22 protein-coding genes are annotated in these 24201 nt (G+C 49.7%); 12 read left to right on the plus strand and 10 right to left on the minus strand.

Going from position 1 to position 24201, the window contains the following annotated elements; all coding sequences use genetic code 11:
* The first annotated feature begins 5 nt into the window (after positions 1 to 5).
* From P2G85_RS10735 to luxS, 4 genes are all read left to right on the plus strand, one after another.
* A complete protein-coding gene (locus P2G85_RS10735) occupies positions 6 to 2849 on the plus strand; it encodes a pitrilysin family protein (RefSeq protein ID WP_275864077.1) in 2844 nt (947 codons plus the stop codon).
* A gap of 161 nt (positions 2850 to 3010) precedes the next feature.
* The gene (gene gshA, locus P2G85_RS10740; RefSeq protein ID WP_275864078.1) at positions 3011 to 4579 is read left to right on the plus strand and encodes a glutamate--cysteine ligase; all 1569 of its coding nucleotides are present in this window, start codon (positions 3011 to 3013) and stop codon (positions 4577 to 4579) included.
* 25 nt (positions 4580 to 4604) lie between these two features.
* Positions 4605 to 5204 carry a hypothetical protein gene (locus P2G85_RS10745; RefSeq protein ID WP_275864079.1) on the plus strand — a complete coding sequence of 200 codons (600 nt, stop codon included), beginning with the start codon at positions 4605 to 4607 and terminating at the stop codon, positions 5202 to 5204.
* A gap of 73 nt (positions 5205 to 5277) precedes the next feature.
* Complete coding sequence (luxS, locus tag P2G85_RS10750; protein ID WP_275864080.1) at positions 5278 to 5796, plus strand: S-ribosylhomocysteine lyase; 519 nt, start codon at positions 5278 to 5280, stop codon at positions 5794 to 5796.
* Positions 5797 to 5856: 60 nt separating this feature from the next.
* Here the strand turns inward: luxS and P2G85_RS10755 are convergent, their stop codons facing one another.
* Positions 5857 to 7137, minus strand: coding sequence for a CNNM domain-containing protein (locus tag P2G85_RS10755; protein WP_275864081.1), 1281 nt, complete (start codon positions 7135 to 7137; stop codon positions 5857 to 5859).
* 234 nt (positions 7138 to 7371) lie between these two features.
* Positions 7372 to 8166 carry an inner membrane protein YpjD gene (locus P2G85_RS10760; protein ID WP_275864082.1) on the minus strand — a complete coding sequence of 265 codons (795 nt, stop codon included), beginning with the start codon at positions 8164 to 8166 and terminating at the stop codon, positions 7372 to 7374.
* Between the two features lie 214 nt (positions 8167 to 8380).
* On the opposite strand from P2G85_RS10760, the gene ffh reads away from it, so the two are divergent.
* The 5 genes from ffh to rplS all read left to right on the plus strand — a co-directional run bounded on the left by ffh (position 8381) and on the right by rplS (position 11965).
* Positions 8381 to 9763 (plus strand): signal recognition particle protein, encoded by a 1383-nt coding sequence (gene ffh, locus P2G85_RS10765; protein ID WP_275864083.1) that lies wholly within the window; start codon positions 8381 to 8383, stop codon positions 9761 to 9763.
* 211 nt (positions 9764 to 9974) lie between these two features.
* Entirely contained in the window at positions 9975 to 10223 is a 249-nt protein-coding gene (rpsP, locus tag P2G85_RS10770) for a 30S ribosomal protein S16 (RefSeq protein ID WP_275864084.1), read from the plus strand.
* A gap of 28 nt (positions 10224 to 10251) precedes the next feature.
* Positions 10252 to 10800, plus strand: coding sequence for a ribosome maturation factor RimM (rimM, locus tag P2G85_RS10775; RefSeq protein ID WP_275864085.1), 549 nt, complete (start codon positions 10252 to 10254; stop codon positions 10798 to 10800).
* A 26-nt stretch (positions 10801 to 10826) separates the two neighbouring features.
* Positions 10827 to 11570 carry a tRNA (guanosine(37)-N1)-methyltransferase TrmD gene (gene trmD, locus P2G85_RS10780; protein WP_275864086.1) on the plus strand — a complete coding sequence of 248 codons (744 nt, stop codon included), beginning with the start codon at positions 10827 to 10829 and terminating at the stop codon, positions 11568 to 11570.
* Between the two features lie 41 nt (positions 11571 to 11611).
* Positions 11612 to 11965 carry a 50S ribosomal protein L19 gene (gene rplS / locus P2G85_RS10785; RefSeq protein WP_275864087.1) on the plus strand — a complete coding sequence of 118 codons (354 nt, stop codon included), beginning with the start codon at positions 11612 to 11614 and terminating at the stop codon, positions 11963 to 11965.
* 304 nt (positions 11966 to 12269) lie between these two features.
* On the opposite strand, the gene yacG is transcribed toward rplS, so the two are convergent.
* The 8 genes from yacG to nadC all read right to left on the minus strand — a co-directional run bounded on the left by yacG (position 12270) and on the right by nadC (position 19371).
* The gene (gene yacG, locus P2G85_RS10790) at positions 12270 to 12464 is read right to left on the minus strand and encodes a DNA gyrase inhibitor YacG (RefSeq protein WP_275864088.1); all 195 of its coding nucleotides are present in this window, start codon (positions 12462 to 12464) and stop codon (positions 12270 to 12272) included.
* 62 nt (positions 12465 to 12526) lie between these two features.
* Complete coding sequence (gene zapD / locus P2G85_RS10795; RefSeq protein ID WP_275864089.1) at positions 12527 to 13267, minus strand: cell division protein ZapD; 741 nt, start codon at positions 13265 to 13267, stop codon at positions 12527 to 12529.
* Between the two features lie 27 nt (positions 13268 to 13294).
* Positions 13295 to 13909, minus strand: a complete 615-nt coding sequence (gene coaE, locus P2G85_RS10800) for a dephospho-CoA kinase (RefSeq protein WP_275864090.1) — start codon at positions 13907 to 13909, stop codon at positions 13295 to 13297.
* On the minus strand, positions 13910 to 14779 hold the full coding sequence (locus P2G85_RS10805; protein WP_275864091.1) for an A24 family peptidase: 870 nt from the start codon (positions 14777 to 14779) through the stop codon (positions 13910 to 13912).
* A 69-nt stretch (positions 14780 to 14848) separates the two neighbouring features.
* A complete protein-coding gene (locus P2G85_RS10810; protein ID WP_275864092.1) occupies positions 14849 to 16072 on the minus strand; it encodes a type II secretion system F family protein in 1224 nt (407 codons plus the stop codon).
* A gap of 32 nt (positions 16073 to 16104) precedes the next feature.
* On the minus strand, positions 16105 to 17790 hold the full coding sequence (gene pilB, locus P2G85_RS10815; RefSeq protein ID WP_275864093.1) for a type IV-A pilus assembly ATPase PilB: 1686 nt from the start codon (positions 17788 to 17790) through the stop codon (positions 16105 to 16107).
* On the minus strand, positions 17790 to 18248 hold the full coding sequence (locus tag P2G85_RS10820) for a prepilin-type N-terminal cleavage/methylation domain-containing protein (RefSeq protein WP_275864094.1): 459 nt from the start codon (positions 18246 to 18248) through the stop codon (positions 17790 to 17792). The genes pilB and P2G85_RS10820 overlap by 1 nt, the downstream gene beginning before the upstream one ends.
* A 235-nt stretch (positions 18249 to 18483) precedes the next feature.
* Positions 18484 to 19371 (minus strand): carboxylating nicotinate-nucleotide diphosphorylase, encoded by an 888-nt coding sequence (nadC, locus tag P2G85_RS10825; RefSeq protein WP_275864095.1) that lies wholly within the window; start codon positions 19369 to 19371, stop codon positions 18484 to 18486.
* A 386-nt stretch (positions 19372 to 19757) separates the two neighbouring features.
* Here nadC and ampD point away from each other — a divergent pair, with 386 nt between their 5' ends.
* The 3 genes from ampD (at position 19758) to aceE (ending at position 24194) form a co-directional block, all read left to right on the plus strand.
* On the plus strand, positions 19758 to 20309 hold the full coding sequence (ampD, locus tag P2G85_RS10830; protein ID WP_275864096.1) for a 1,6-anhydro-N-acetylmuramyl-L-alanine amidase AmpD: 552 nt from the start codon (positions 19758 to 19760) through the stop codon (positions 20307 to 20309).
* 405 nt (positions 20310 to 20714) lie between these two features.
* Positions 20715 to 21482, plus strand: a complete 768-nt coding sequence (gene pdhR, locus P2G85_RS10835) for a pyruvate dehydrogenase complex transcriptional repressor PdhR (protein ID WP_275864097.1) — start codon at positions 20715 to 20717, stop codon at positions 21480 to 21482.
* A 48-nt stretch (positions 21483 to 21530) separates the two neighbouring features.
* Positions 21531 to 24194, plus strand: a complete 2664-nt coding sequence (gene aceE, locus P2G85_RS10840; RefSeq protein ID WP_275864098.1) for a pyruvate dehydrogenase (acetyl-transferring), homodimeric type — start codon at positions 21531 to 21533, stop codon at positions 24192 to 24194.
* The last annotated feature ends 7 nt before the right edge of the window (positions 24195 to 24201 follow it).

Genomic DNA, 24201 nt, shown 5'->3' on the forward strand with positions numbered 1-24201 from the left:
AACAGATGAGAATGTTTTGGGTTGGCGCGTGTTCACTTTTAGTGATCACGGGATGTGTATCAAACGCGCCAGTGTCTTCGTTGCCAGATGGCGTGACATTTGTCGAAGCGTCGCAAGCGGAAGAGGGAAAAGTCAAAATCCCTTATCAGAAATATCAACTTGATAATGGACTAACGGTGATATTGTCACCAGAGCACTCGGATCCGCTGGTCCATGTGGATGTCACTTACCATGTCGGCTCCGCGCGTGAAGATATCGGTAAATCGGGCTTTGCGCATTTCTTTGAGCATATGATGTTCCAAGGTTCAGAAAACGTTGGTGATCAAGAGCATTTCAAAATCATTACCGAAGCGGGCGGAACGCTCAACGGAACCACCAATCGCGACCGTACCAATTATTTTGAAACCGTTCCGGCTAACCAACTGGAAAAAATGTTGTGGCTGGAATCGGATCGCATGGGCTTCTTGCTAGATGCGGTATCACAGCGCAAATTTGAGATCCAGCGCGATACAGTCAAAAATGAACGGGCCCAGCGCTATGATAACCGTCCTTACGGGCTGATGTGGGAACGGATCGCTGAAGCCATGTACCCGGAAGGCCACCCTTATTCCTGGCAAACCATCGGCTATGTCGAGGACCTCGATCGTGTTGATGTAAACGATCTTAAAGCTTTCTTTTTGCGCTGGTACGGCCCCAATAATGCCGTGCTGACGATTGGCGGTGACATTGATACTGAGCAAACACTGGAGTGGGTCAATCAATACTTTGGTTCCATCCCTCGTGGGCCGGAAGTCGACAATGCCGCCAAGCAGCCGGCTCAGCTCAGCCAAAATAAATACATTACTCTGGAAGACCGCATCCAGCAGCCGATGGTGATGGTGGCCTGGCCTACGACTTACAGCGGCGAAGAGAGTCAGGCTTCACTAGATACACTCGCCAGTGTCTTGGGTAGCGGCAGCAACAGTTACCTTTATCAAGATTTAGTCAAAACCCAAAAAGCGGTTGATGCGGGCTCATTCCACGATTGTGCTGAGCTGGCATGTAACTTTTATGTGTATGCGATGGGGGATTCAGGCAATCAGGCAGATCTTGCCCAACTGTATCAAGAGCTGTTGGGCTCATTAGATAAGTTTGCCGGGCAGGGGGTGAGTGAAGACCGCCTGGAGCAACTGAAAGGTAAAGCGGAAGCTGATGCGATCTTCGCCCTGCAAAGTGTCAAAGGTAAGGTCACCCAACTTGCCTCTAACCAGACTTTCTTTGGTCAGCCTGATCGGATTGAACACCAGCTGGAGCAGATTCGTAGCGTTGCGCCAGAATCGGTCAGTCAGGTATATCAGAACTTTGTTGCCGGAAAAGCCAAAGTAACCCTGAGCGTGGTACCGAAGGGTAAGGCAGAGATGGCCGTTAAACCGGCAAACTTTGTTACCCCTGCCCGAACCTTACCAGAGTATGAAAAAATCACTGATGAGCAACTGGCTTATCGCCGTGCACAAGATGACTTTGATCGCTCTGTGCAGCCCACTGTCGGTGAGCCGGTAAAAGCCACGATGCCGGAGTTGTATGACATTCAGTTTGAGAACGGTTCTAGCTTGCTTGGTACGGTCAGCAGTGAAACGCCGACCGTGATGATGCAGTTCCGCCTGCCGGCGGGCACCCGTTATGTGGCACCTGGCCAGGAAGGGTTGGCGCAACTGACGGCGGCCATGTTGCAGGAAGGCACGACGAAACATAGCATGGAGGAGTTGCAGGCTGAACTCGACAAATTAGGCAGTGAAATTACGATAGCCGCGACGGGCTACACCACCGATGTCAGTGTTACGGCATTGGCGAAAAACCTCACGCCAACCCTGAATATCGTCGAAGAAATGCTGCACTTCCCGGCATTTAAACCAGAAGATTTTGCCCGGGTGAAAAAGCAGGCGCTGGAAGGTTTAGTGTATGAACAACAAAAACCGACCTGGATGGCGTCACAGGCCAGCCGCCAGGTACTTTATGGTGACAGTGTGTTGGCGCGGCCGAAGGATGGCACCCGCGCGGGATTAAGTGCCCTGACGCTGGACGATGTCCGCGCGTTTTACCGTCAGCACTATACGCCGCAAAGTGCGCAAATCGTGGTGGTCGGTGACATCCGTAAACCAGAGCTTGAGCAGCAGCTGGCATTCTGGGCTGACTGGCAAGGCAGCGCCGCCCCGGGCTATCAAACCCAACCGATTGCTGAGCTTGGCGAGCAGAAAGTCCACTTAGTTGATAAACCAGGTGCACCGCAGAGCGTGATCATGATGGTTCGCCAGGGGATGCCGTATGACGCGACCGGAGAGTTCTATTTATCTCAGCTAGCCAACTTCAACTTAGCCGGAAATTTCAACAGCCGAATTAACCTAAATCTGCGTGAAGACAAAGGTTATACTTATGGTGCTTATGGATATTTCTCCGGTAATGTGGAAAGAGGCTCGGTCGTCTTCACTGCTCAGGTTCGTGCTGATTCGACGGTGGCATCCGTGATTGAGATGGAAAGTGAACTGAATGAGTACGCCTTGTCGGGGATGACGGATGCGGAACTGGCCTTTATGCGCCAGGCTGTCGGGCAAAAAGACGCGTTGAAATATGAAACGCCGAGCCAGAAAGCTCAGCTTATCAGTGACATCTTGAGATTTAACCTGGACAAGGATTATCTTCAGCAGCGTAATGCGATTGTTGACAGTGTCGACAAAGCGACACTAAACACGCTGGCGCAGCGCTGGTTTGACCCGAATGACTATCAGATTGTGGTGGTGGGAGACGCAAAAACGTTACGCCCTCAGTTTGAAAAGTTGGGGAAACACGTGGAAGAGCTTGAAATCATAAGATAGAGTACACATTTAATAGCGGAGAGGAGACTCTCCGCTCTTCGATCCAGATAAATGACTTTGTTGATTGAGGTGATTTATCTAGATCGAAGAGGTATCAGTAACCTAGCGCCTGCTTGCCGCTCATGGTAGGTGGTCAGCTCCCAATATAAGCGACTCTCATTTTGACAGATTTTGCTGCGCGACTAGCACAAGTTGCATCAAACCCGGAAGTATTTAAGCAGTTTGGACGCGGTGTTGAGCGAGAAACTTTGCGTTACCATCACGATGGGCGCCTGGCGATGACACCACACCCGCAAGGTCTGGGCTCCGCCTTTACCAATCAGTGGATCACCACCGATTTTTCTGAATCCCTGCTAGAGTTCATTACCCCGGTATCGCATCAGATCCCTGAGCTGCTGTCTCAGCTCAAAGATATCCACCACTTCACCCAAACCAAGATGGGTGATGAAAAAATGTGGCCGTTATCTATGCCCTGTTACGTCGGGAGTGAAGACGACATTCAACTGGCTCAGTATGGCTCCTCTAATGCGGCAAAAATGAAAACCTTATATCGCGAAGGGCTGAAGCGCCGTTACGGCAGCTTGATGCAGATCATCTCAGGTGTGCATTTCAACTTTTCGTTCCCAGAGGCGTTTTGGGACGCACTGTACGGTGAGCAAAATGCTTTTCAGCGCCAAGAGGCCAAGTCTGCCGCGTACTTCGCTTTGATCCGCAATTACTACCGTTTTGGCTGGATGATCCCATATTTCTTTGGCGCATCACCGGCGCTGTGTGGATCGTTTATTCAGGGGCGCGAAACTAACCTGCCGTTTGAAAAAATTGGCGGGACGCTGTATTTGCCCAATGCCACTTCACTGCGTTTGAGCGATTTGGGTTACACCAACAGTGCCCAAAGCGTGTTGAAGATCGGTTTTAACAGCATTGAACAGTACCTGGAAGGGCTGAACGATGCGATTCGTCACCCTTCGGAGCAGTTCGCCAAGATCGGGGTTAAAGTCGATGGTGAGTATCGCCAGCTGAATGCGAATATTTTGCAGATCGAAAATGAACTGTATGCGCCAATTCGCCCGAAACGGGTTGCCAAGAGTGGTGAAAAACCGTCTGATGCGTTAAAACGTGGCGGGGTGGAGTATATTGAGATCCGCTCGTTGGATGTTAACCCATTCAGTGCGATCGGGGTGAGTGAAGATCAGGTGCGTTTCTTGGATCTGTTCCTCACCTGGGCGGCGTTGTCCGATTCAGAACCGATGGACAACTGTGAGCTGGAATGCTGGCGTGATAACTGGAATAAAGTGATTGTCGCCGGACGAGAAAAAGGCCTGGAGCTGCAAATTGGCTGTCATGGTGAACGTCTGTCGTTGCAAAACTGGGCACACCGGGTTTTTGCTGAGCTACGCCAAATCGCCGTCGAGATGGATGCCACCAATGGTGGCAACGCCTACCAGGCGGTGTGCGACAAGCTGGAAGCGTGGATTGAAAACCCAGAGTTAACTATTTCTGGCCAGTTACTGGCACTGACTAAAGAGCTTGGTGGTTTAGGTAAGGTAGGGTGTGCGCTGGGTAAGCGTTACCGCAGCGAAAACCTCGCTCATCGCTACGAGCACTACTCTCAAGATGAGATGGAAACGGAAGTGACCAGCTCGGTGAGTAAACAGCACCAGGCTGAACAAAGTGACAATGAATCATTTGATGAGTTCTTAGCGCATTATTTTGCTTATTTAGAGCAGTAACACGATTGGAGGACCGGGATTGCCGATGAGACTACTACTGCTTGCCATAATCAGTGACGTGATGCTGGTGGGATGTGCCACGGCACCTCCGACGCAGCAGGAAAACCTGTGTGAGATATTCCGGGAAAAGTCCGGCTGGTATGAGGATGCCAAAGACATGGAAGAGGAGTGGGGTACTCCGATCCATGTTGCCATGGCGATCATCCGCCAGGAAAGTAGTTTTCGTCACAATGCCAAACCACCGAAAGACTACCTGTTAGGGGTTATTCCATGGGGGCGCGTAAGCAGCGCTTACGGTTACGCCCAGGCGCAGGACCCGGCGTGGCAGGATTTCCAGACGGCGACCCGCCAGGGGGGATCGCGTACTAACTTTGATGATTCGATGATGTTTGTCGGTTGGTATACCCATGAGTCGCGCCGCCAACTGGGCATATCACTGTGGGATCCGTATAACCAGTATCTTGCTTATCATGAAGGCCGGGGTGGTTTTAAGCGCGGTACTTATAAAGGTAAGCCCCAGCTGATCAAAGTCGCACGCCGCGTCGAACAGACAGCAAAAACCTATGGCTGGCAGCTGAAGCAATGTCGTCAGGAACTCGAAGACAACAGCAGCTGGTTTTTTTAGCCCTGACCGGTGCTAAATTAATCTATGTATCAACCCGGAACCCGAGTTGGTCGTTACAATCAGGAGAGATGTAATGCCTTTATTAGATAGTTTTACAGTAGATCACACGCGCATGGCGGCACCCGCAGTTCGGGTGGCAAAGACCATGCAGACCCCGAAAGGGGACACCATTACTGTGTTTGATTTGCGCTTTACCGCGCCGAACAAAGAGATCTTGTCGGAGAAAGGTATCCATACCTTAGAGCATTTGTACGCCGGCTTTATGCGAAATCACTTAAACAGTGACTCGGTGGAGATCATCGATATCTCCCCGATGGGCTGCCGCACCGGGTTCTATATGAGTCTGATCGGTACGCCGTCAGAGCAGCAAGTGGCGGACGCCTGGCTGGCATCAATGCAGGATGTATTGAAAGTCGAAAGCCAAAGCAAAATTCCTGAGCTGAACGAGTACCAGTGTGGTACCGCAGCAATGCATTCACTGGCAGAAGCGCAGCAAATCGCGAACAACATTTTGGCGGCGGGTATCTCGGTGAACAAAAACGACGAACTGGCGTTGCCGGAAGCGATGCTTAAAGAGCTCCGGGTCGAGTAAGTTCGCTTTTAACCTCTGTGATGAAAAAAGAGCCTGATGCAGTCATCAGGCTCTTTTGTTTTACTGGTCGTTGTTCTTTTTGCGCTTGGGGTAAACCCGCACCAGTTTGATCCGGTTTTCATCCAGTTCGACGATTTCCATTGCGTGTCCGGCGACCCGAACGCTGAGGTGGCTTTCTGGGATGTCTTCAAGGTGCTCGAGGATCAACCCGTTGAGTGTCCGGGGACCATCGGTGGGGAGCTTCCATTTCAGGCCCTTGTTAATATCACGGATGTTGGTGCTGCCCTCAATCAGGAAGCTACCGTCGCCCTGCGGCGAGATTTCGTCGGACAGGCTCGGCGCAATCGAAGTGGTAAACTCGCCGACAATCTCTTCCAGAATGTCTTCCAACGTAACCAGGCCAATGATGTCGCCGTACTCGTCAACAATCAAACCGATGCGTTGCTTATTACGCTGAAACTTTAACATCTGGACATTGAGCGGGGTGCCTTCCGGAATGTAATAAACCTCATCAGCGGCACGCAGTAACGTCTCTTTATTGAACTCGTTCTTTTCTAACATCAGACGGTACGCTTCGCGTAAACGCAGCATCCCGACCACTTCGTCAATCTGGTCACGGTAAAAAACGATGCGTCCGTGAGGCGAGTGGGTCAACTGACGTACGATGGATTTCCAGTCATCATTGATATCGATACCGGTGATCTCATTACGCGGCACCATGATGTCGTTAACCGTTACGTGTTCCAGATCAAGAATGGATACCAGCATATCCTGGTGACGCCGCGGGATCAGGCCGCCGGCTTCATTAACGACTGTGCGCAGTTCTTCGGAACTAAGGTGATCTTCTACCGTATGTTCGGTTTTGACTCCGAGCAAGCGGATAAAGCCATTGGTGATGAAGTTGACCAGTAATACCAGTGGTGAGAGTAATTTCATCAAAATGCTCAGCAGGATACTGCTCGCATAGGAAACTCGTTCAGGGTACAGCGCGGCGATGGTTTTGGGTGTCACCTCAGCAAACACCAACACCACCAGAGTTAAGACCCCGGTAGCGATAGCCACACCAATATCACCGTAAAGACGCATGCCGAGAATGGTGGCGATAGCCGAAGCGAGAATGTTGACGAGGTTATTACCAATCAGGATCAGTCCGATCAAGCGATCCGGACGGCCAAGGAGCTTTTCGACTCGTTTGGCCCCTTTGTGACCATGATTGGCCAAGTGCTTTAAGCGGTAACGGTTCAAAGACATCATCCCTGTTTCTGAACCGGAGAAGTAACCTGAAATAACGATGAGACACGCGAGTAGCGCAAATAAGATACCCGTAGATATGTCGTCCAAAACGTTGCTGTTCCTTTTTGCTGTTTGGTTAATTAATGACCGAATTCGGTCTGGATGTCAATTGAGTAAGCGGTACTCTATTTTATTTACTGTGTAACATAAAGGAAAAGGAGCCATCGGCTCCTTATTTATCCCCAAATAACCTTGCCGGTGTGGTTTTACGCCAATAACTTAGCGTGGCAACGAAACAATGAATCACACCACTTGTGGTCCTGGGTCCACACCCGACAGCGATTAACTTAAAATAATTTCTCTGACAAACCGACTGCCAAAATACGCCAGGGTTAACAGCGTTGCGCCAGCCACGGCAAACCAGGTGACTTTTTTTCCTCGCCAGCCTTTTTGGTAGTGGCCCCATAACAGGATGGAATAGGCTACCCAGGCGACAAATGACAAGATGGCCTTGTGGGCCTTACCCTGGGCGAACATATCTTGTACGAAGAGAAAACCGGTGAGTAAGGTTCCGGTCAGCAGCAGGTTACCGATCAGAATGATTTTGAACAACTGGCGTTCCACCATCAATAGCGGCGGCAGGTTGGGATTAATAGCCAGGGATTTCTTCGCTTTGAGCTTGTGATCCAGCCAGGCCAGCTGCAGTGCGTACAAGGCCGCTATGGTCAGGGTCGCGTAGGAGAACAGGGCGAAAGAAATATGAATCAGCAGTTTTGGGTCGTTTTCTAAATGCTTGATAAAGGTACTGGGTAAGAACGCAGCCGCAGAGAGGTTGATGGCGGCAAAGCTGTAGACCACCGGCAGCAAGAACCAGATGCGATTTTTTAACATCGCGATACTCATCACCAGTGAAATGATAAAGCTGATCAAAGATGCCACATTGAGAATGCTGAAGTTTTGTCCAGAACCTGCCAAAATCAGATCGCTGAGTAACCAGGCATGGAAAAACAGCGCGCAAACGGCGCTGACCAACACCGTTTGGGCTTTGATCCCCGTCTGTTGTGAGAGGCCCGGTATGATGGTCGCAATTGCGAGCAGGTACAGTATCGCGGCAGCAATGGCAATTAAGCTATCCATGAATCCCAAATGTCGTTGTGCATAATGGCGCGAATTATACCTTGCATCTCAGGTTTGGGCTACGTTATATGCACCACCAATCGCGAGAGATGAGATATTGCAATTAGTAAGTTGATGCGATTCATGCTAATACAGACCGATACCGGGTATGACTGCGACGTTGGCTAAGGTATACTCATGGTAATTAATCGCCATTTTTAGCGAAGAGACAACAATGTTTGAGAATTTAACGGATCGATTATCCAAAACGCTGAAAAATATCAGCGGCAAAGGTCGTCTGACCGAAGAGAATATTAAAGACACTCTACGTGAAGTCCGTATGGCGCTGCTGGAAGCGGACGTGGCGCTTCCGGTGGTGCGTGAGTTTGTTAAACGCGTAAAAGAAAACGCGGTGGGCGTCGAGGTCTCGAAATCTCTGACGCCGGGTCAAGAATTCATCAAGATCGTTCAAGCTGAGCTTGAAGCGGTGATGGGTGAGTCAAACGAAGCGCTGAACCTGGCGGCGCAGCCTCCAGCGGTTATTTTGATGGCTGGCTTGCAGGGTGCTGGTAAAACCACCTCGGTAGGTAAGCTGTCTAAGTTGCTCAAAGAGCGCGACAAGAAGAAAGTGCTGGTCGTCTCTGCCGACGTTTACCGTCCTGCCGCAATCAAGCAGTTGGAAACGCTGGCGTCTGATCTTGGCGTTGACTTCTTCCCATCGTCACCAGACCAAAAGCCAATTGATATTGCCAACGCGGCTATCGACCATGCCAAGAAGAAATTCTACGACGTGCTGATTGTCGATACCGCAGGTCGTCTGGCCATCGATGAAGAGATGATGGCTGAGATCAAGCAGCTTCATTCTGCCATTACCCCGGTTGAGACCTTGTTCGTGGTCGATGCCATGACCGGTCAGGACGCGGCGAATACCGCCAAAGCCTTCGGTGATGCGCTGCCACTTACTGGTGTGATCCTGACTAAGGTGGATGGTGATGCCCGTGGTGGTGCGGCGCTGTCAGTACGTCATATCACTGGCAAGCCAATTAAGTTCCTGGGTGTGGGTGAAAAAACTGACGCACTAGAGCCATTCCATCCGGATCGTGTTGCATCACGTATTCTGGGCATGGGTGACGTCCTGTCACTGATTGAAGACCTGCAACGTAACGTTGATCAGGATAAAGCCGAGAAGCTGGCGAAGAAGTTCAAAGAGAAGAAAGGCTTTGACTTAGAAGACTTCCGTGAGCAACTGGGGCAGATGCAAAACATGGGTGGCATGATGGGTATGCTCGATAAACTGCCCGGTATGTCGCAGCTGCCATCTGACGTCAAAGACAAAGTCGACGACAAGATGTTCAAGCAGATGGAAGCGATCATCAGCTCAATGACGATGAAAGAGCGTCAGCGTCCGGAAATCATCAAAGGTTCGCGCAAAAAGCGTATTGCCGCTGGTTCGGGTGTTCAGGTTCAGGATGTTAACCGTCTGCTCAAGCAGTTCACCCAGATGCAGAAGATGATGAAGAAGATGCAGAAGGGCGGTATGAAAGGCATGATGCGCAATATGCAAGGCATGATGGGCGGCATGGGTGGAGGCGGTGGCTTCAATCCATTCGGTCGTTAAACGATTGCGCAGCACTTTAGTTTCAGGGTGTTAGCTACATCACAAACTGAAAATTCGTTTTATGTTGGTGAAAAAGTAACTAAACCCCTTGCATTGCTTCGGGATAAGAGTAAAATTCCGGAGCTTTATTTTGGCACGAGACCCCAGATTATTCAGTTTGTTGAATGGTTTTTGGGGTTAATTTTATTTTTGAGAAAGCAAAGAGGACGACATGGTAACCATTCGTTTGGCACGTCACGGCGCTAAGAAGCGTCCATTTTATCAAATCGTAGTAGCGGACAGCCGCAACGCTGCAACTGGCCGTTTCATCGAGAAAGTTGGTTTCTTTAACCCAACTGCTAAAGGTCAGGAAGAAGGCCTACGTCTAGATCTAGACCGCGTTAACCACTGGGTTAGCCAAGGCGCATCTGTATCTGATCGCGTAGCTAAGCTAGTTAAAGACGCTCAAAAAGCGGCTTAATTTTACTGTTAGAAGTAGAAACTAGTTTATGTCGATGAAAGGTAAAGAAACAATGAGCAACGATAAGATTGTTGTAGGCAAGTTTGGTGCTACTTACGGCATTCGTGGTTGGCTTAAGGTTTTTTCCTACACAGACAATGCTGAAAGCATTTTCGATTACAGCCCTTGGTTTATTAACCATAAAGGGACGTGGGTTGAGTACAAAGTAGAAAGCTGGAAGCGCCATAACAAAGGTATGGTGGCTAAGCTGGAAGGTCTGGATGTTCGCGAAGACGCGCACTTACTGACCAACTTTGAAATTGCTATTGACCCTGCGGTACTGCCTGAACTGTCAGAAGATGAATTCTACTGGCGCGAATTGTTTGGAATGCAAGTGGTAACCACTAAAGGTTACGATCTGGGTGTTGTGAGTGACATTCTGGAAACTGGCTCAAACGATGTTCTGGTGGTTAAAGCAAATCTTAAAGATGCTTTCGGGCAAAAGGAACGATTAATTCCGTTCCTTGAAGAGCAAGTGATCATCAAAGTTGATCGCGAAGCTCAACGGATCGAAGTTGACTGGGATCCTGGATTCTGATCTCCAAATTACAGAGCGAGAGACACATGTGGGTTGGCGTAATTAGCCTGTTTCCTGAAATGTTCCGTTCTGTTACTGATTTTGGAGTAACAGGTCAAGCGGTTAAAAAAGGTCTTTTGTCGGTTGAAACTTGGAATCCCCGAGATTTCACCCACGACAAACATCGCACTGTCGATGACCGACCTTACGGTGGTGGTCCGGGTATGTTGATGATGGTTCAGCCGTTGCGCGATGCCATTCAGACTGCCAAACAGGCCTCACCGGGTAAGACGAAAGTCATTTACCTTTCTCCCCAAGGTCGCAAGCTCGACCAGCAGGGAGTTGAAGAACTGGCAAGCAATGAGAATTTACTTCTGATTTGTGGCCGTTACGAAGGGGTAGATGAGCGCATCATTCAATCTGAAGTCGATGAAGAATGGTCGATTGGGGATTTTGTGATGACGGGTGGTGAAATACCAGCCATGACGTTGATTGATGCTGTCTCTCGGTTTATACCGGGAGTATTGGGAGATTTCGCGTCGGCGGAAGAAGATTCTTTTGCTAATGGCTTGTTAGATTGCCCGCACTATACGCGTCCTGAAATGTTGGATGGCAAAGAGGTACCTGCGGTACTGATGTCAGGCAACCACAAGGACATTCGTCATTGGCGACTCAAGCAGTCGCTGGGCCGTACCTGGGAAAGAAGACCAGAGCTCCTGGAAAACCTAGCTCTGACTGACGAACAGGAACTATTACTTGCTGAGTTCATTCGTGAACATCATGCACAGTAACCTAATTAATTTAGTATCAGTTTATTCTAGGAATTTAGAAAATGAGTAACATCATCAAAGCTCTTGAGCAAGAGCAAATGAAACAAGACCTGCCTAAATTTGCACCAGGTGACACTGTTGTTGTACAAGTTAAGGTAAAAGAAGGTGAGCGTGAGCGTCTACAGGCGTTCGAAGGCGTTGTAATCGCAATCCGTAACCGTGGTCTTCACTCTGCTTTCACTGTACGTAAGATCTCTAACGGTGAAGGTGTTGAGCGTACGTTCCAAACTCACTCTCCAGTTGTTAATAGCATCGAAGTTAAACGCCGCGGTGCAGTACGTCGTGCCAAGCTGTACTACCTACGTGAGCGTTCTGGTAAGTCTGCTCGTATTAAAGAGAAACTTGCTAAGAAGTAATGCTATAACTAGCGTTCTCATCATAAACGGAGTCCATTTGGGCTCCGTTTTTTTATGTTTGCTCATAACTGGCTATTTCCCTTTCTACCGTTGTCATCGCTGGTCATTTACTGGCGCAGGTCTGCCTTCAGAGAAACTCCGCTCCTCTTCTTAGGCTGAACGCTCTTTCTAGACGGAACGAAAGTTATCGGCGTTTTGAGCCAAAAATACACTTCTGTATATAGGCACCTTTTCCTCTGCCCCACAAAAAAAGCCGATGTTTTCACATCAGCTCTTTTTTCTTCTTCAGGTGCGGCGTTCTGAATCAATATTGGTCTTCAGACCAGCCGTCACTGTCTGACATGTCCGGAGCGCCAGGGATGGCGTTTTCTTCATCTGCCCATTCCCCGAAGTCGATCATCTGGCATTTTTTGCTGCAGAAAGGTCGGTAAGGGCTTTGTTCTCCCCACTCCACATCGGTGCCACATTGTGGGCATTGTACAATCGTGATTTTTGACATAATTCATTTACTCCATCCAAACTGGATTTGAGTCTTCATGGTAAAGGTAGTGCCAGATGGGCTTAACAGCAAACCGCCAGCTCAAATTCGATGTCCTGGACACAGGCCTGACCGCTTTCAAAGGCGATAAATTTTATCGCAAAACGATTTTTATGTCCGGAAATCATTGGATAGACCCCGTAGTCCATTGGTATGTGCAGGCGGAGGATGTTCGCCCCATCAGCATCACTCTGGAAAAAACCGGCACGAGCCATCTGCGCGTTGAAATGGCCGGTCTCCCGGGTCAATTTGAGCCATAAGTTTAATGCGTCAGATAGGGGTTTGAGGCTGGTCAGCCACTGCTGGGCATCATGGGTTTTGCGTTCAATAGGCAGGTGCAGCCAATAATGCAGCGCGGGGAGATCAAAACAGCATGAGCCGCCCGGCAGATTAAAGCGCTGGCGTATCGAGCTGAGAAAACGGTCGTCTTTCAAGGCCTGGCCGAAACGTTCGGCTGCCATTAACTGGCTGTGGACAACGTCGATTTCCTGCAAAAGTGCCCTGAGTGCGTCTTGATCCACACCATCAACATGCAGCCAGTGGCGATAGGTCTGGCGCTGCTTTTCAATATCTTTTGCCAGTTCACTCTTGAGTTGCATCTGCTCGAAGATTTCCAGCAGATCAAACAGCGAACGGAAAAACAATTGGTATTGATGTTGGTCGGTGAAACCAGAGGCCAAGTGAGCCTGACGCAGCAGAGACTCAACTCTTAAGTAGATACGAGTTTTCTCATTTAAAGGGTGTTCAAATTTGTGCGTGGTCATCGACATAAGCCTTGGTGAGTTTCATTGCTATTTTCGCAGATTTTTCTTACACATGGCTAGGTACTTTTCGTGTAAATTTGTGATTTGAAGCAAAAGATCCGGGTCACCTGGGTTATTTTTCACCACATCGTCCGCCAGAGCGAGCCTTTGCTGCCTTGATGCCTGTGAAGAGAGGATGGCGCGGACTTGCGCTTCGGTCACGTTGTCGCGTTTCATCGTGCGGCTGATCTGGGTTTCAGGAGCCACATCCACAACCAGAATGCGGTCACATAAGCCCTGGAGCTGGTTTTCGACCAATAAAGGCACCACCAGCAACGCATAATCAGACTGCACTTGCATCAAGTCGTCGACCATTTTGGCTCTGATCATCGGGTGGAGCAAAGCATTGAGCCAGTCTTTTTCTTCCGGACAAGAAAAAATCCGCTCACGCAGTTGGGGACGATCCAGTGTCCCGTCCGACTGGAGAATATCTGGTCCAAAGTGCTCAACGATGGCTGCCAGCCCCGCACTTCCGGGTTCAACAACCTCACGTGCAACGATATCGGCATCGACGATATCCACGCCGAACTGCTGTTTGAACTGGTTGGCCACGGTGGTTTTGCCACTGGCAATCCCTCCGGTCAGGCCGATTACATATGCCATTTACCCTCCTAAAATCGCGGTATAGTACCAGGTCAGGATTTGATCTCCCCACACCAGGCAGATAAAACCTGCCACCGCAAGGTAGGGGCCAAACGGAAATGCTTTGTCGATGCCACGCTTTTGTAAGCGTAGCTGGATCAGGCCAAACACGACGCCCACCACCGATGAAAGCAAAATGATCAGCGGCAGTGCTTGCCAGCCTAACCAGGCTCCGAGTGCTGCCAGAAGCTTGAAGTCTCCATAGCCCATCCCTTCTTTGCCGGTCAGCAGTTTGAATCCCCAAAATACCGTCCACAGGCACAGGTAACCGGCCATCGCGCCAATCACGGCGTCCTGCAGGTTTATCGGGCTGATCCCGGTGAGAGCCAGTGCCACTCCGGCCCAGACCAAAGGCAGGGTCAGCTGATCGGGAAGCAGCATAGTGTCCAGATCGATGAAGGTGGCCGCGATTAACACGAAGCTAAAAAAGATCAGCGCGATGGTGTAGTAGCTAAAGCCAAACTGGAGAGCGATAAACCCAGAGCAAATCGCGGTGAGTAGTTCGATCAGCGGGTAGCGAATGCTGATGGGGGCCTGGCATTGATGGCACTTGCCTTTCAGCATCAGCCAACTGAGCAACGGAATATTGTCACGAATGCGGATTGGGGTGCCACACTCGCGGCAGGATGATCGGGGTACGCTGAGGGTCAGGGTTTCTTGCGGCGCCTCAATATGGTACTCGGGGAAAGACTCTGCACATTCCCGACGCCATTCCTGTTCCATAATTTTGGGCAGTCGGTAGATGACCACATTGAGGAAACTACCAATGATCAGACCGAACAGGGTGGCAAACAGAACAAATAACCAGGGGTAGTAATGGAAAACTTCCATATGTTTCTCTTTACAGGGTTGCCTGAGCCAGTCGTGTGGCTTAGACGAAATGAGTAGAATGCGGTTATTTTATCCTAAGACACTCATTAAGTTAAAGATAGGTAAGTACATTGCTGCGACAAGTCCGCCGATAACCACCCCGAGAAACACAATAATCAGTGGCTCAAGTAGCTTGCTTAGGTTATCGACCGTATTATCCACTTCAAACTCATAGATGTGCGCAACTTTATTTAACATATCATCGAGTTGCCCTGATTCTTCACCAATCATGACCATTTGCAGCACCAGCTCCGGAAACACGTTGCTGTTACGCATGGCGATGTACATCGGCATACCGGTGGCAGTATCGCGGTAGACACCTTCAATGGCGAGTTGGTAGTGAAGGTTACCTGAGGTTTTGGCGGTGGTTTGCAAGCTGGTCAGGATGGGAATACCGGCACTAAAGCTGGTGGCTAATGTACGGCTGAACTTGGCAATCGCGGCTTTGGACAGTACCCCGCCTAACACCGGGATCTTTAAGCTGGTTTTAGCCAATAGCCATCGGTAGCGTGTTGAGCGGCTGGTCAGCAGTTTGGATACGATGAGTAAACCGAGTGCACCCAAAGCCAGATACGGCCCCCAGGTTTGCATCCAGGCCGACAGGCTGAGAACCTGACGGGTAAACCAAGGAAGTTGTGAGCCAAAAGTGGTAAACATTTTGGCAAACTCCGGAATCACCATAGTCAGCATGATGTAAGAGACCGTGAGTGCCACCAGCACCACCATGGTTGGATATATTAGAGCTTTGATGACTTTGGCGCGTAGTTGTTCACTTTTTTCCCGGTAGGTTGCGAGCCGGTCAAACACCTGGGCGAGGTTTCCCGACAGTTCGCCCGTGGCGATCAAATCGGTATACAGTGGATCAAAATGACGGCTGGCATTTCGCATCGCTTTGGATATCGGGGTGCCCGCTTCAACGGCCTTAGAGATGTTGATCAAAATGGATTTCATCTCTGCTTTGCGGTGGCTCGCTGAGACCAGGCGTAACGCTTGTACAATCGGCACACCTGTCGCCAGCATAGTGGCCGCCTGACGGGTAAATATCGTGATGTCTTTGGCTTTTACCCGCTGAGTCAGTTTGGTGAAAACAGAAACACTGCTTTTTTTCAACTTCCTGATTTTGATGTGTTGGGCTTCCAGCCGTTCACGTACTTCCATTTCACTCAACGCCAGCGTCTGACCTGAGGTGGTTTTCCCTGAGTTGTTGATGCCCTTCCAACGAAAGTTTTTGAGTTGAGGTGTGGTGGTTTTCATAGAATCGATAACTGCCTGCTAGAACTGGTTAATTAGAAGTAGACCACCCGCTGCAATTCACTCAAGCTGGTGATGCCGTGTTTGAGCTTTTCGATGCCCGACATTTTTAATGTGGACATCCCGTTGGCCACCGCCAGTTTTTCAAGTTGATGGACTGAAGCGCCTTTGAGCAGAGCTTCCGACAACGCGTCGTCAAAGCGCATCACTTCGTATATACCGGTGCGTCCGGAATAGCCATGCGTACACTCACTGCAGCCGTCGGGGTTTGCCTGGTAGATATTGTCTGCCGAGCGGATGCCAAGGTGCTGTAATTGAGCGGTGAGTGCTTGTGGTTGCTTGCAGTGAGGACAGAGTTTTCGCGCCAGCCGCTGTGCAATGATCAGACTCAGCGAAGAGGCGAGGTTAAAACTTTCAATCCCCATATTGGCCAAGCGAATCACGGTTTCTGCTGCAGAGTTGGTGTGCAGGGTCGACAGGACCAGGTGCCCGGTTTGCGCCGCTTTGATGGCGATTTTGGCGGTCTCTAAATCGCGGATCTCGCCGACCATCACGATATCAGGATCCTGACGCAGAAAAGAGCGCAGCGCTTGTGCAAAGCCAAAACCAATTTTAGGCTTAACCTGAACCTGGTTAATGCCCATTAAGTTGATTTCTACCGGGTCTTCTGCCGTCGAGATGTTGATCTCTGGCTTATTGAGCAGGCTTAACCCGGTATATAAAGAGACGGTTTTGCCGCTTCCTGTCGGGCCGGTCATCAGGATCATGCCTTGCGGGCGGCGCAATGCATCAAGGTAGAGCTGCTTTTGCTGCTCGCTGTAGCCTAGCTTGTCGATATCCAGTGAGGCTGAACTGCTGTCAAGCAGGCGCAGGACGATTTTTTCCCCAAACAGGGTCGGCAGGGTGGATACCCGCATATCAATGGCGGTGTCCTGACTAATTTTGAGTTTGATCCGCCCGTCTTGCGGCAGGCGCCGTTCGGCAATATCGAGTTTAGACAGGATTTTTATCCGTGCCGACAGGCGGCGGCTTAAGTGACTGGGTGGCTGTTGGATTTCGATTAAAATGCCGTCGCAGCGCAGCCGCACTCGGTACCTGTTTTCATACGGTTCAAAGTGAATATCTGACGCGCCTTTCCTGACCGCATCTAACAAGATTTGGTTGATGTAACGGCTCACCGGTGATTTGTCCTGGCTGAGATCTTCAATATCCTCGATTTCATCCGCGCCAACATCGACTAAATTGGCCAGCTCCTGCTGGTTGATTTCCTTTAGGCCTGATTGTTCGTGGCCTAAAACGCGGCCATAGAGACGCCGGATAGCGGCCTGGAGTTCCCGAAAATCACTCAGGACCAGCTCGACCGGCAAACCGGTCGCGAAGCGAAAATCATCTTCGGCCTGTAAGTTGGTCGGATCGGCGACCGCCAGGAGCAACATTGAAGCCGTGCGCCTGAGCGGTAGCGCGTTATGGCGGGTGATCAGCTCGCGTAAGCCTAACTGTTGGCAAAGCGGAACGTACTCGTGTTGTGCTAGGGTGGTGGTGGATAACCCGAACACTGAACTCAAATGTTCCGTGAGTTCGGTCGAGGTCATTAATCCCGAACTGAGCAAAGCCTCCGGCATTGAGATGCCGGAAGCTTTAACCTGCTCGGTTAACGATTCTTCCTCAGCCAGAGTCAGGAGCCCCGACTGGCGAAGAAGCGTAGAGAGGTTGGAGTGCATTAGTTACCTGAACAATCGATGCTGCGTCCAGCGGTTGTACAACCAGTACCATCAAGGTCCCACTGGACAACGCCATTGCCAATAGTCGGTGTTAAGGTTAGCGTTAGATTGTTGCCTGCGTCATCAACACCGGTAGTGGTCATGGTGATAATGCCATTTGCAACCGTTAACTCGTCCACATATGCAATGGTCGCACCATTATTATTTGCGGCAATTTGTGCCGGGATATCATTTGAGGCTTGGTCACAACCGTTAAGCTGGCCAAGATCCTGAGCACACATGGCAATGGCTGTTTTAAAACCACTGATTCCTGCGGCTGCACCGGCCACACGGGTTCGTTGCGTGTAATCCGAGTAAGCCGGAACCGCGAAGGCAGCCAAAATCCCGATGATCGCCACGACAATCATCAGCTCGATCAGGGTAAAGCCCTGTTGTTGGTTGTGTTTGGTTTGTTTCATTGCGTATTTTCCTTATGTGATTTTCCCTGCGTGCGCATTGGCGAAAAGGTTATAAAGCCTCAGAGGGTGAGAAAATACACAACCAATCTCCCCGCGAGGGAGATAGAAGTCTTTAGTGCAAGGTTGCATATGAGGTGCAGTGTTTTGCGAGAGAGGTGTAAAAAAGAGAGCCGTCGGCTCTCTTTAACAATGGGGGTGAGGAAGGATAATCCCAGCGCAATAAGGGCTGAGCGCGTTATTGAAAACGCATCGACAAGTCCATCGCTTTGAGGTGTTTGGTCAGCGCGCCGACCGAAATGTAATCGACCCCGGTTTCCGCATACTCTTGGATCGTTTCCAGGGTGACGTTGCCGGAGTTTTCCAGTGCGGCACGCCCGGCATTGATTTTTACCGCTTCACGCATCATCTCAGTAGTGAAGTTATCCAGCATGATGATATCGGCGCCGGCTTCAATCGCTTCGTTCAGTTCATCGAGGCTCTCTGTCTCAACTTCGACAGGCTTACCCGGATTGAGTGTCTTGGCTGTGGTGATCGCCTGGGTAATGCCGCCACATGCGATGATATGGTTTTCTTTGATCAGGTACGCATCAAACACACCTATGCGATGATTAAAGCCTCCGCCACATGCCACGGCGTATTTGAGTGCGCTACGTAGCCCCGGGATGGTCTTACGGGTATCGAGCAGCCGGCAGTGGGTATGGGCTATTTTCTCGGCGTATTTAGCGGTTGTGGTGGCGCAGCCTGACAGAGTCTGAATAAAGTTCATTGCGTTGCGTTCGCCGGTGAGCAGATCGCGCGCTGGCCCGGTTAAGGTGCACAGGGTCTGGTTAGGCTCTACCTTGTCGCCATCTTTAACGTGCCACTCAATAGTGACCCGGCCGCCAAGTTGTTTAAACACCTCATCTGCCCATAATTGGCCACAAAACACACCGTGTTCGCGAGTGATGATGGTGGCGGTGTTCACTGCGTCAGCCGGGATCAACGCTGCAGTAATATCTTGCGCAGCATCCAGGCTGCCGCCCAGATCTTCTTTCAGGGTATCTGCGACGGCGCGCGTAATTTCTAAAGGAAGTTGTTGCTTCAAATATTCCAGGCGTTCTTGGCTATTATGTGTGTTCTTCATCGCAAATCTTATCTTGAAAGGGAGATGGCAACGCATGATACTCTCGAGTGTCAAGAATTTCAGCAGTTAATTTAGGGTCGGTTGACCTTTCAAGCTGATTTTTGCAGCAGTTTGTGGGTTCTTTATACAAGGCTGAGGCTTTGAAATGTAGTTGTTCTACCTGATAAAGCCGATAACGCCGTAGAAAGGAGCCACAAACGCTGCCCGAAGGGTTCGAGCTGGGCGCCCCCGCTAAAAGCGTTTTACTCTTTGTTGAGAGGATTTTGCTTAGAATGACTAGGCTACAAACAACTAGCCGTCCGCCTCTCGCCGCGGTTAAAACGCTTTTATCTCGAACAAAATTTAACCGTGAAAGGTTAACAGCCCCTACAACTAGAGAGGTTGATATGTCCCCAATTATCAAGGATGGCTGGCTGACGACAGCCAAACGCATGCCTTCACCGTTTTTTGATACGCGCCTGGATGCTGAAGATATCTCTCTGCTGGTGGTTCATAACATCAGTTTGCCACCGGGTCAGTTTGGTGGTGCTTATATAGAAGACTTTTTTACCGGCAAGCTTGATCCTGATGCACACCCATTTTTTGCGGTGATTCACAAAATGGGCGTTTCGGCACATTGTTTAATTAAGCGTGATGGTGAGATTGTCCAGTTTGTATCGTTTTTAGATCGGGCATGGCATGCAGGGCAGTCGAGCTTTGCGGGCCGGGAACGCTGTAATGATTACGCCATCGGTGTGGAGTTAGAAGGGACCGAGTTTGTTGCTTATACTGAGGAACAATATCAATCACTTACTGAATTAACGCATGCGCTGATGCAGACCTACCCGCAAATTACTCTCCCGAGAATCACCGGTCACCAGTACATAGCCCCATTGAGAAAAGCCGATCCTGGCCTGAGCTTTAACTGGGTGAAATATCGTCAGATGCTCGCGCAATAGAATTGTAGCTAAAGTGTAAATTGCCCAGGGCAAAATCATAAAGGCATACCAAGGTGTATGCCTTTTTTAATATGAGAAATATGATCAGTTGTTTAAAAATAACAACATTTGCGTCTCTGGTTTTGTCAGCTGTCCACGAATGCTGATCGGATGTTGACTCATTTTCCGTATTTTTACCAAAAATCACTAGCACGTCATTCGCCCGGCTGTTTTATTTGTGAAATTGGTAAGATCAATTTGGTTGTTGTTTTAATGGTCAAATGTTATCAGGTTGTTCTGTTGTGCCTGGTTCTATGATTTAGGTCAATTTTTGGCTGGACAGTGGCGTTTTAATTATGTTAATTTCTGCATCAACTTAAAATTGGTATTACCAATTACCTGCACAAGAGTAGAAGAACAATAAATATGGCTTATCAAAGGATCCGTCAGCCAAAACTCTCTGATGTTATTGAACAAGAGTTAGAAAGGTTGATTGTGGAAGGAACACTATCTCCGGGGCAACAGTTGCCACCAGAGCGCGAGCTGGCTAAGCAGTTTGATGTGTCTCGTCCTTCGGTCCGTGAAGCCATCCAGCGTTTGGAAGCGAAGCGTCTGCTGACCCGCCGTCAGGGCGGTGGCACTTTCGTTAGCGAAAATATCTGGAAGAGCTTTTCCGATCCTTTGCTGAATTTGTTGTCTAGTCACTCTGAAACTCAGCTTGATCTGCTGGAGTCGCGTCATGCGATGGAAGGGATCTCTGCGTATTTTGCAGCGTTGCGTGGTACCGAAGAAGATTTTGCGCGCATCCAAGCCTCTTTGGAGGTTATCAGCCAAGAGCAGGCAAATAACAATGTTGAAGGTGAAGCGGCCGCTGTGATGCAGTTTTTGATCGCGTTAACCGAGGCGGCGCACAATGTTGTGTTGTTGCATATTGTTCGAAGCCTTGCTCCTCTGCTGGAGCAAAATGTTCTGCAGAATTTGAAATTACTACACCGCCGAAAAGAAGTGGTGGAGAAAGTCAGTAAACACCGAGCCAATATCGTCGACGCGATTGTTTCTGGTCAACCGGAAAAGGCACGAGAAATGTCGCACTCACATTTGGCTTATATCGAAGAAACATTGTTGGATTTGACTCGAGAAGAGTCTCGGCGAGAGCGTTCTCTACGTCGAATTCAGCAGGGTAACCACTCGTAAGAGTGTTACTTAAACAAGTAGATCCAACCAACAGAAGGATAGATCGCCATGTCTGATATGAAGCATGACGTAGATGCACTGGAAACTCAAGAATGGCTACAAGCACTTGAGTCAGTTGTACGTGAAGAAGGTGTAGAACGTGCTCAGTTCCTACTAGAACAAGTTCTGGACAAAGCACGTCTGGACGGTGTTGACATGCCAACTGGAATCACAACCAACTACATCAACACGATTCCAGCAGATCAAGAACCAGCTTACCCGGGTGACACAACACTTGAACGCCGTATTCGTTCCATCATCCGCTGGAACGCAATCATGATCGTTCTACGTGCATCTAAGAAAGATCTGGAGCTAGGCGGCCACATGGCGTCTTTCCAGTCTTCTGCTGCATTCTACGAAGTATGTTTCAACCACTTCTTCCGCGCTCCAAATGAGACGGACGGTGGCGATCTAGTATACTACCAGGGTCATATCTCTCCAGGTATTTACTCCCGTGCATTCGTTGAAGGTCGTCTGACTGAAGAGCAGCTCGATAACTTCCGCCAGGAAGTCGACGGTAAAGGTATCCCATCCTACCCGCACCCTAAACTGATGCCAGAGTTTTGGCAGTTCCCGACCGTATCTATGGGCCTGGGGCCAATCTCTGCAATCTACCAGGCGCGTTTCCTTAAGTACCTGGACGGCCGTGGCCTGAAAGATACGTCAGCTCAACGTGTATACGCCTTCCTCGGTGACGGTGAGATGGATGAGCCAGAATCACGTGGTTCACTTTCTTTTGCCGCGCGAGAGAAGCTAGACAACTTATGCTTCCTGGTAAACTGTAACCTGCAGCGCCTGGATGGCCCGGTAATGGGTAACGGTAGCATCATTCAAGAGCTAGAAGGTCTATTCAAAGGGGCTGGCTGGAATGTTGTTAAGGTTATCTGGGGTAGCAACTGGGATGCACTACTTGCTAAAGACACAACCGGCAAGCTGCTACAGCTGATGAACGAAACAGTAGACGGTGACTACCAGACATTTAAATCTAAAGATGGCGCGTACGTACGTGAGCACTTCTTTGGTAAGTATCCAGAAACAGCTGCACTAGTCGCCGATATGACGGATGAAGAAATCTTCGCACTTAAGCGTGGTGGTCACGATTCTTCTAAACTGTACGCGGCATACAAAAACGCAGAACAGACCAAAGGTCGTCCAACGGTGATCCTGGCCAAGACGGTTAAAGGTTACGGCATGGGGGAAGCGGCTGAAGGTAAGAACATCGCACACCAGGTTAAGAAGATGGACATGACTCACGTACTACACCTGCGTGACCGTCTGGGTCTTCAGGACATCCTGACTGACGAAGCGGTGAAAGAACTTCCGTACCTGAAACTTGAAGAAGGCAGCGCGGAATACGAATACCTACATGCTCGTCGTAAAGCACTAAAAGGTTACACGCCACAGCGTCTGCCTAACTTTACTCAAGAGTTCAAAGTACCAGAGCTAGCAGAGTTTGCCCCGCTACTAACTGAACAGAAGCGTGATATCTCTACCACCATGGCTTACGTTCGTACTCTTAATATCCTGCTTAAGAACAAGAACATTGGTAAGAACATCGTTCCTATCATTTGTGATGAAGCCCGTACGTTCGGTATGGAAGGCCTGTTCCGTCAAATCGGTATTTACAACCCGCACGGTCAGAACTACACGCCACAGGATCGCGACATCGTTTCTTACTACAAAGAAGCGACTTCTGGTCAGGTTCTGCAAGAAGGTATCAACGAGCTGGGTTCAATGGCATCTTGGGTGGCGGCGGCGACGTCTTACAGCACCAACGATCTGCCAATGATCCCGTTCTACATCTACTATTCTATGTTTGGTTTCCAACGTGTTGGCGACATGGCATGGATGGCGGGTGACCAACAGGCTCGCGGCTTCTTATTAGGTGCAACTGCTGGTCGTACAACGCTGAACGGTGAAGGTCTGCAACACGAAGACGGTCACTCGCATATTATGGCGAACACAGTGCCTAACTGTATCTCTTACGATCCAACCTTCGCGTACGAAGTTGCCGTTATCATGCAAGACGGTATCCGTCGCATGTACGGTGAGAACCAAGAAAACGTGTTCTACTACCTAACGGTTATGAACGAAAACTACGCCATGCCAGCAATGCCAGAAGGCGCTGAAGAAGGCATCCGCAAAGGGATTTACAAGCTAGAAACGTACGCTGGTGACAAGGCTAAAGTTCAGCTAATGAGCTCGGGCACTATCATGAACGAAGTACGTAAAGCCGCGCAAATCCTAAGCGATGACTACGGCGTCGCGTCTGACGTTTACTCGGTAACGTCATTTAACGAACTGACTCGTGACGGTCAAGATGCTGAGCGTTTCAACATGCTTCATCCAGAAGCACAAGCGCAAGTGCCTTACATTGCACAAGTGATGGGCAACGAGCCAGCTATCGCCGCAACTGACTACATGAAGAACTACGCAGAGCAGGTTCGTGCATTCATTCCTGCTGAGTCGTACAAAGTTCTTGGTACTGACGGCTTCGGTCGCTCAGACAGCCGTGAAAACCTACGTCGTCACTTCGAAGTAAACGCAGGTTACGTGGTAGTCGCAGCGCTGACTGAACTGGCGAAACGTGGCGAAGTTGAGAAATCTGCCATTGCTGAAGCAATCAAGAAGTTCGACATCGACACTGAAAAAACTAACCCGCTTTACGCATAACACAACG

The sequence above is a fragment of the Vibrio sp. CAU 1672 genome (assembly GCF_029223195.1).
In the GTDB taxonomy this organism is placed as follows: Bacteria; Pseudomonadota; Gammaproteobacteria; order Enterobacterales; family Vibrionaceae; genus Vibrio.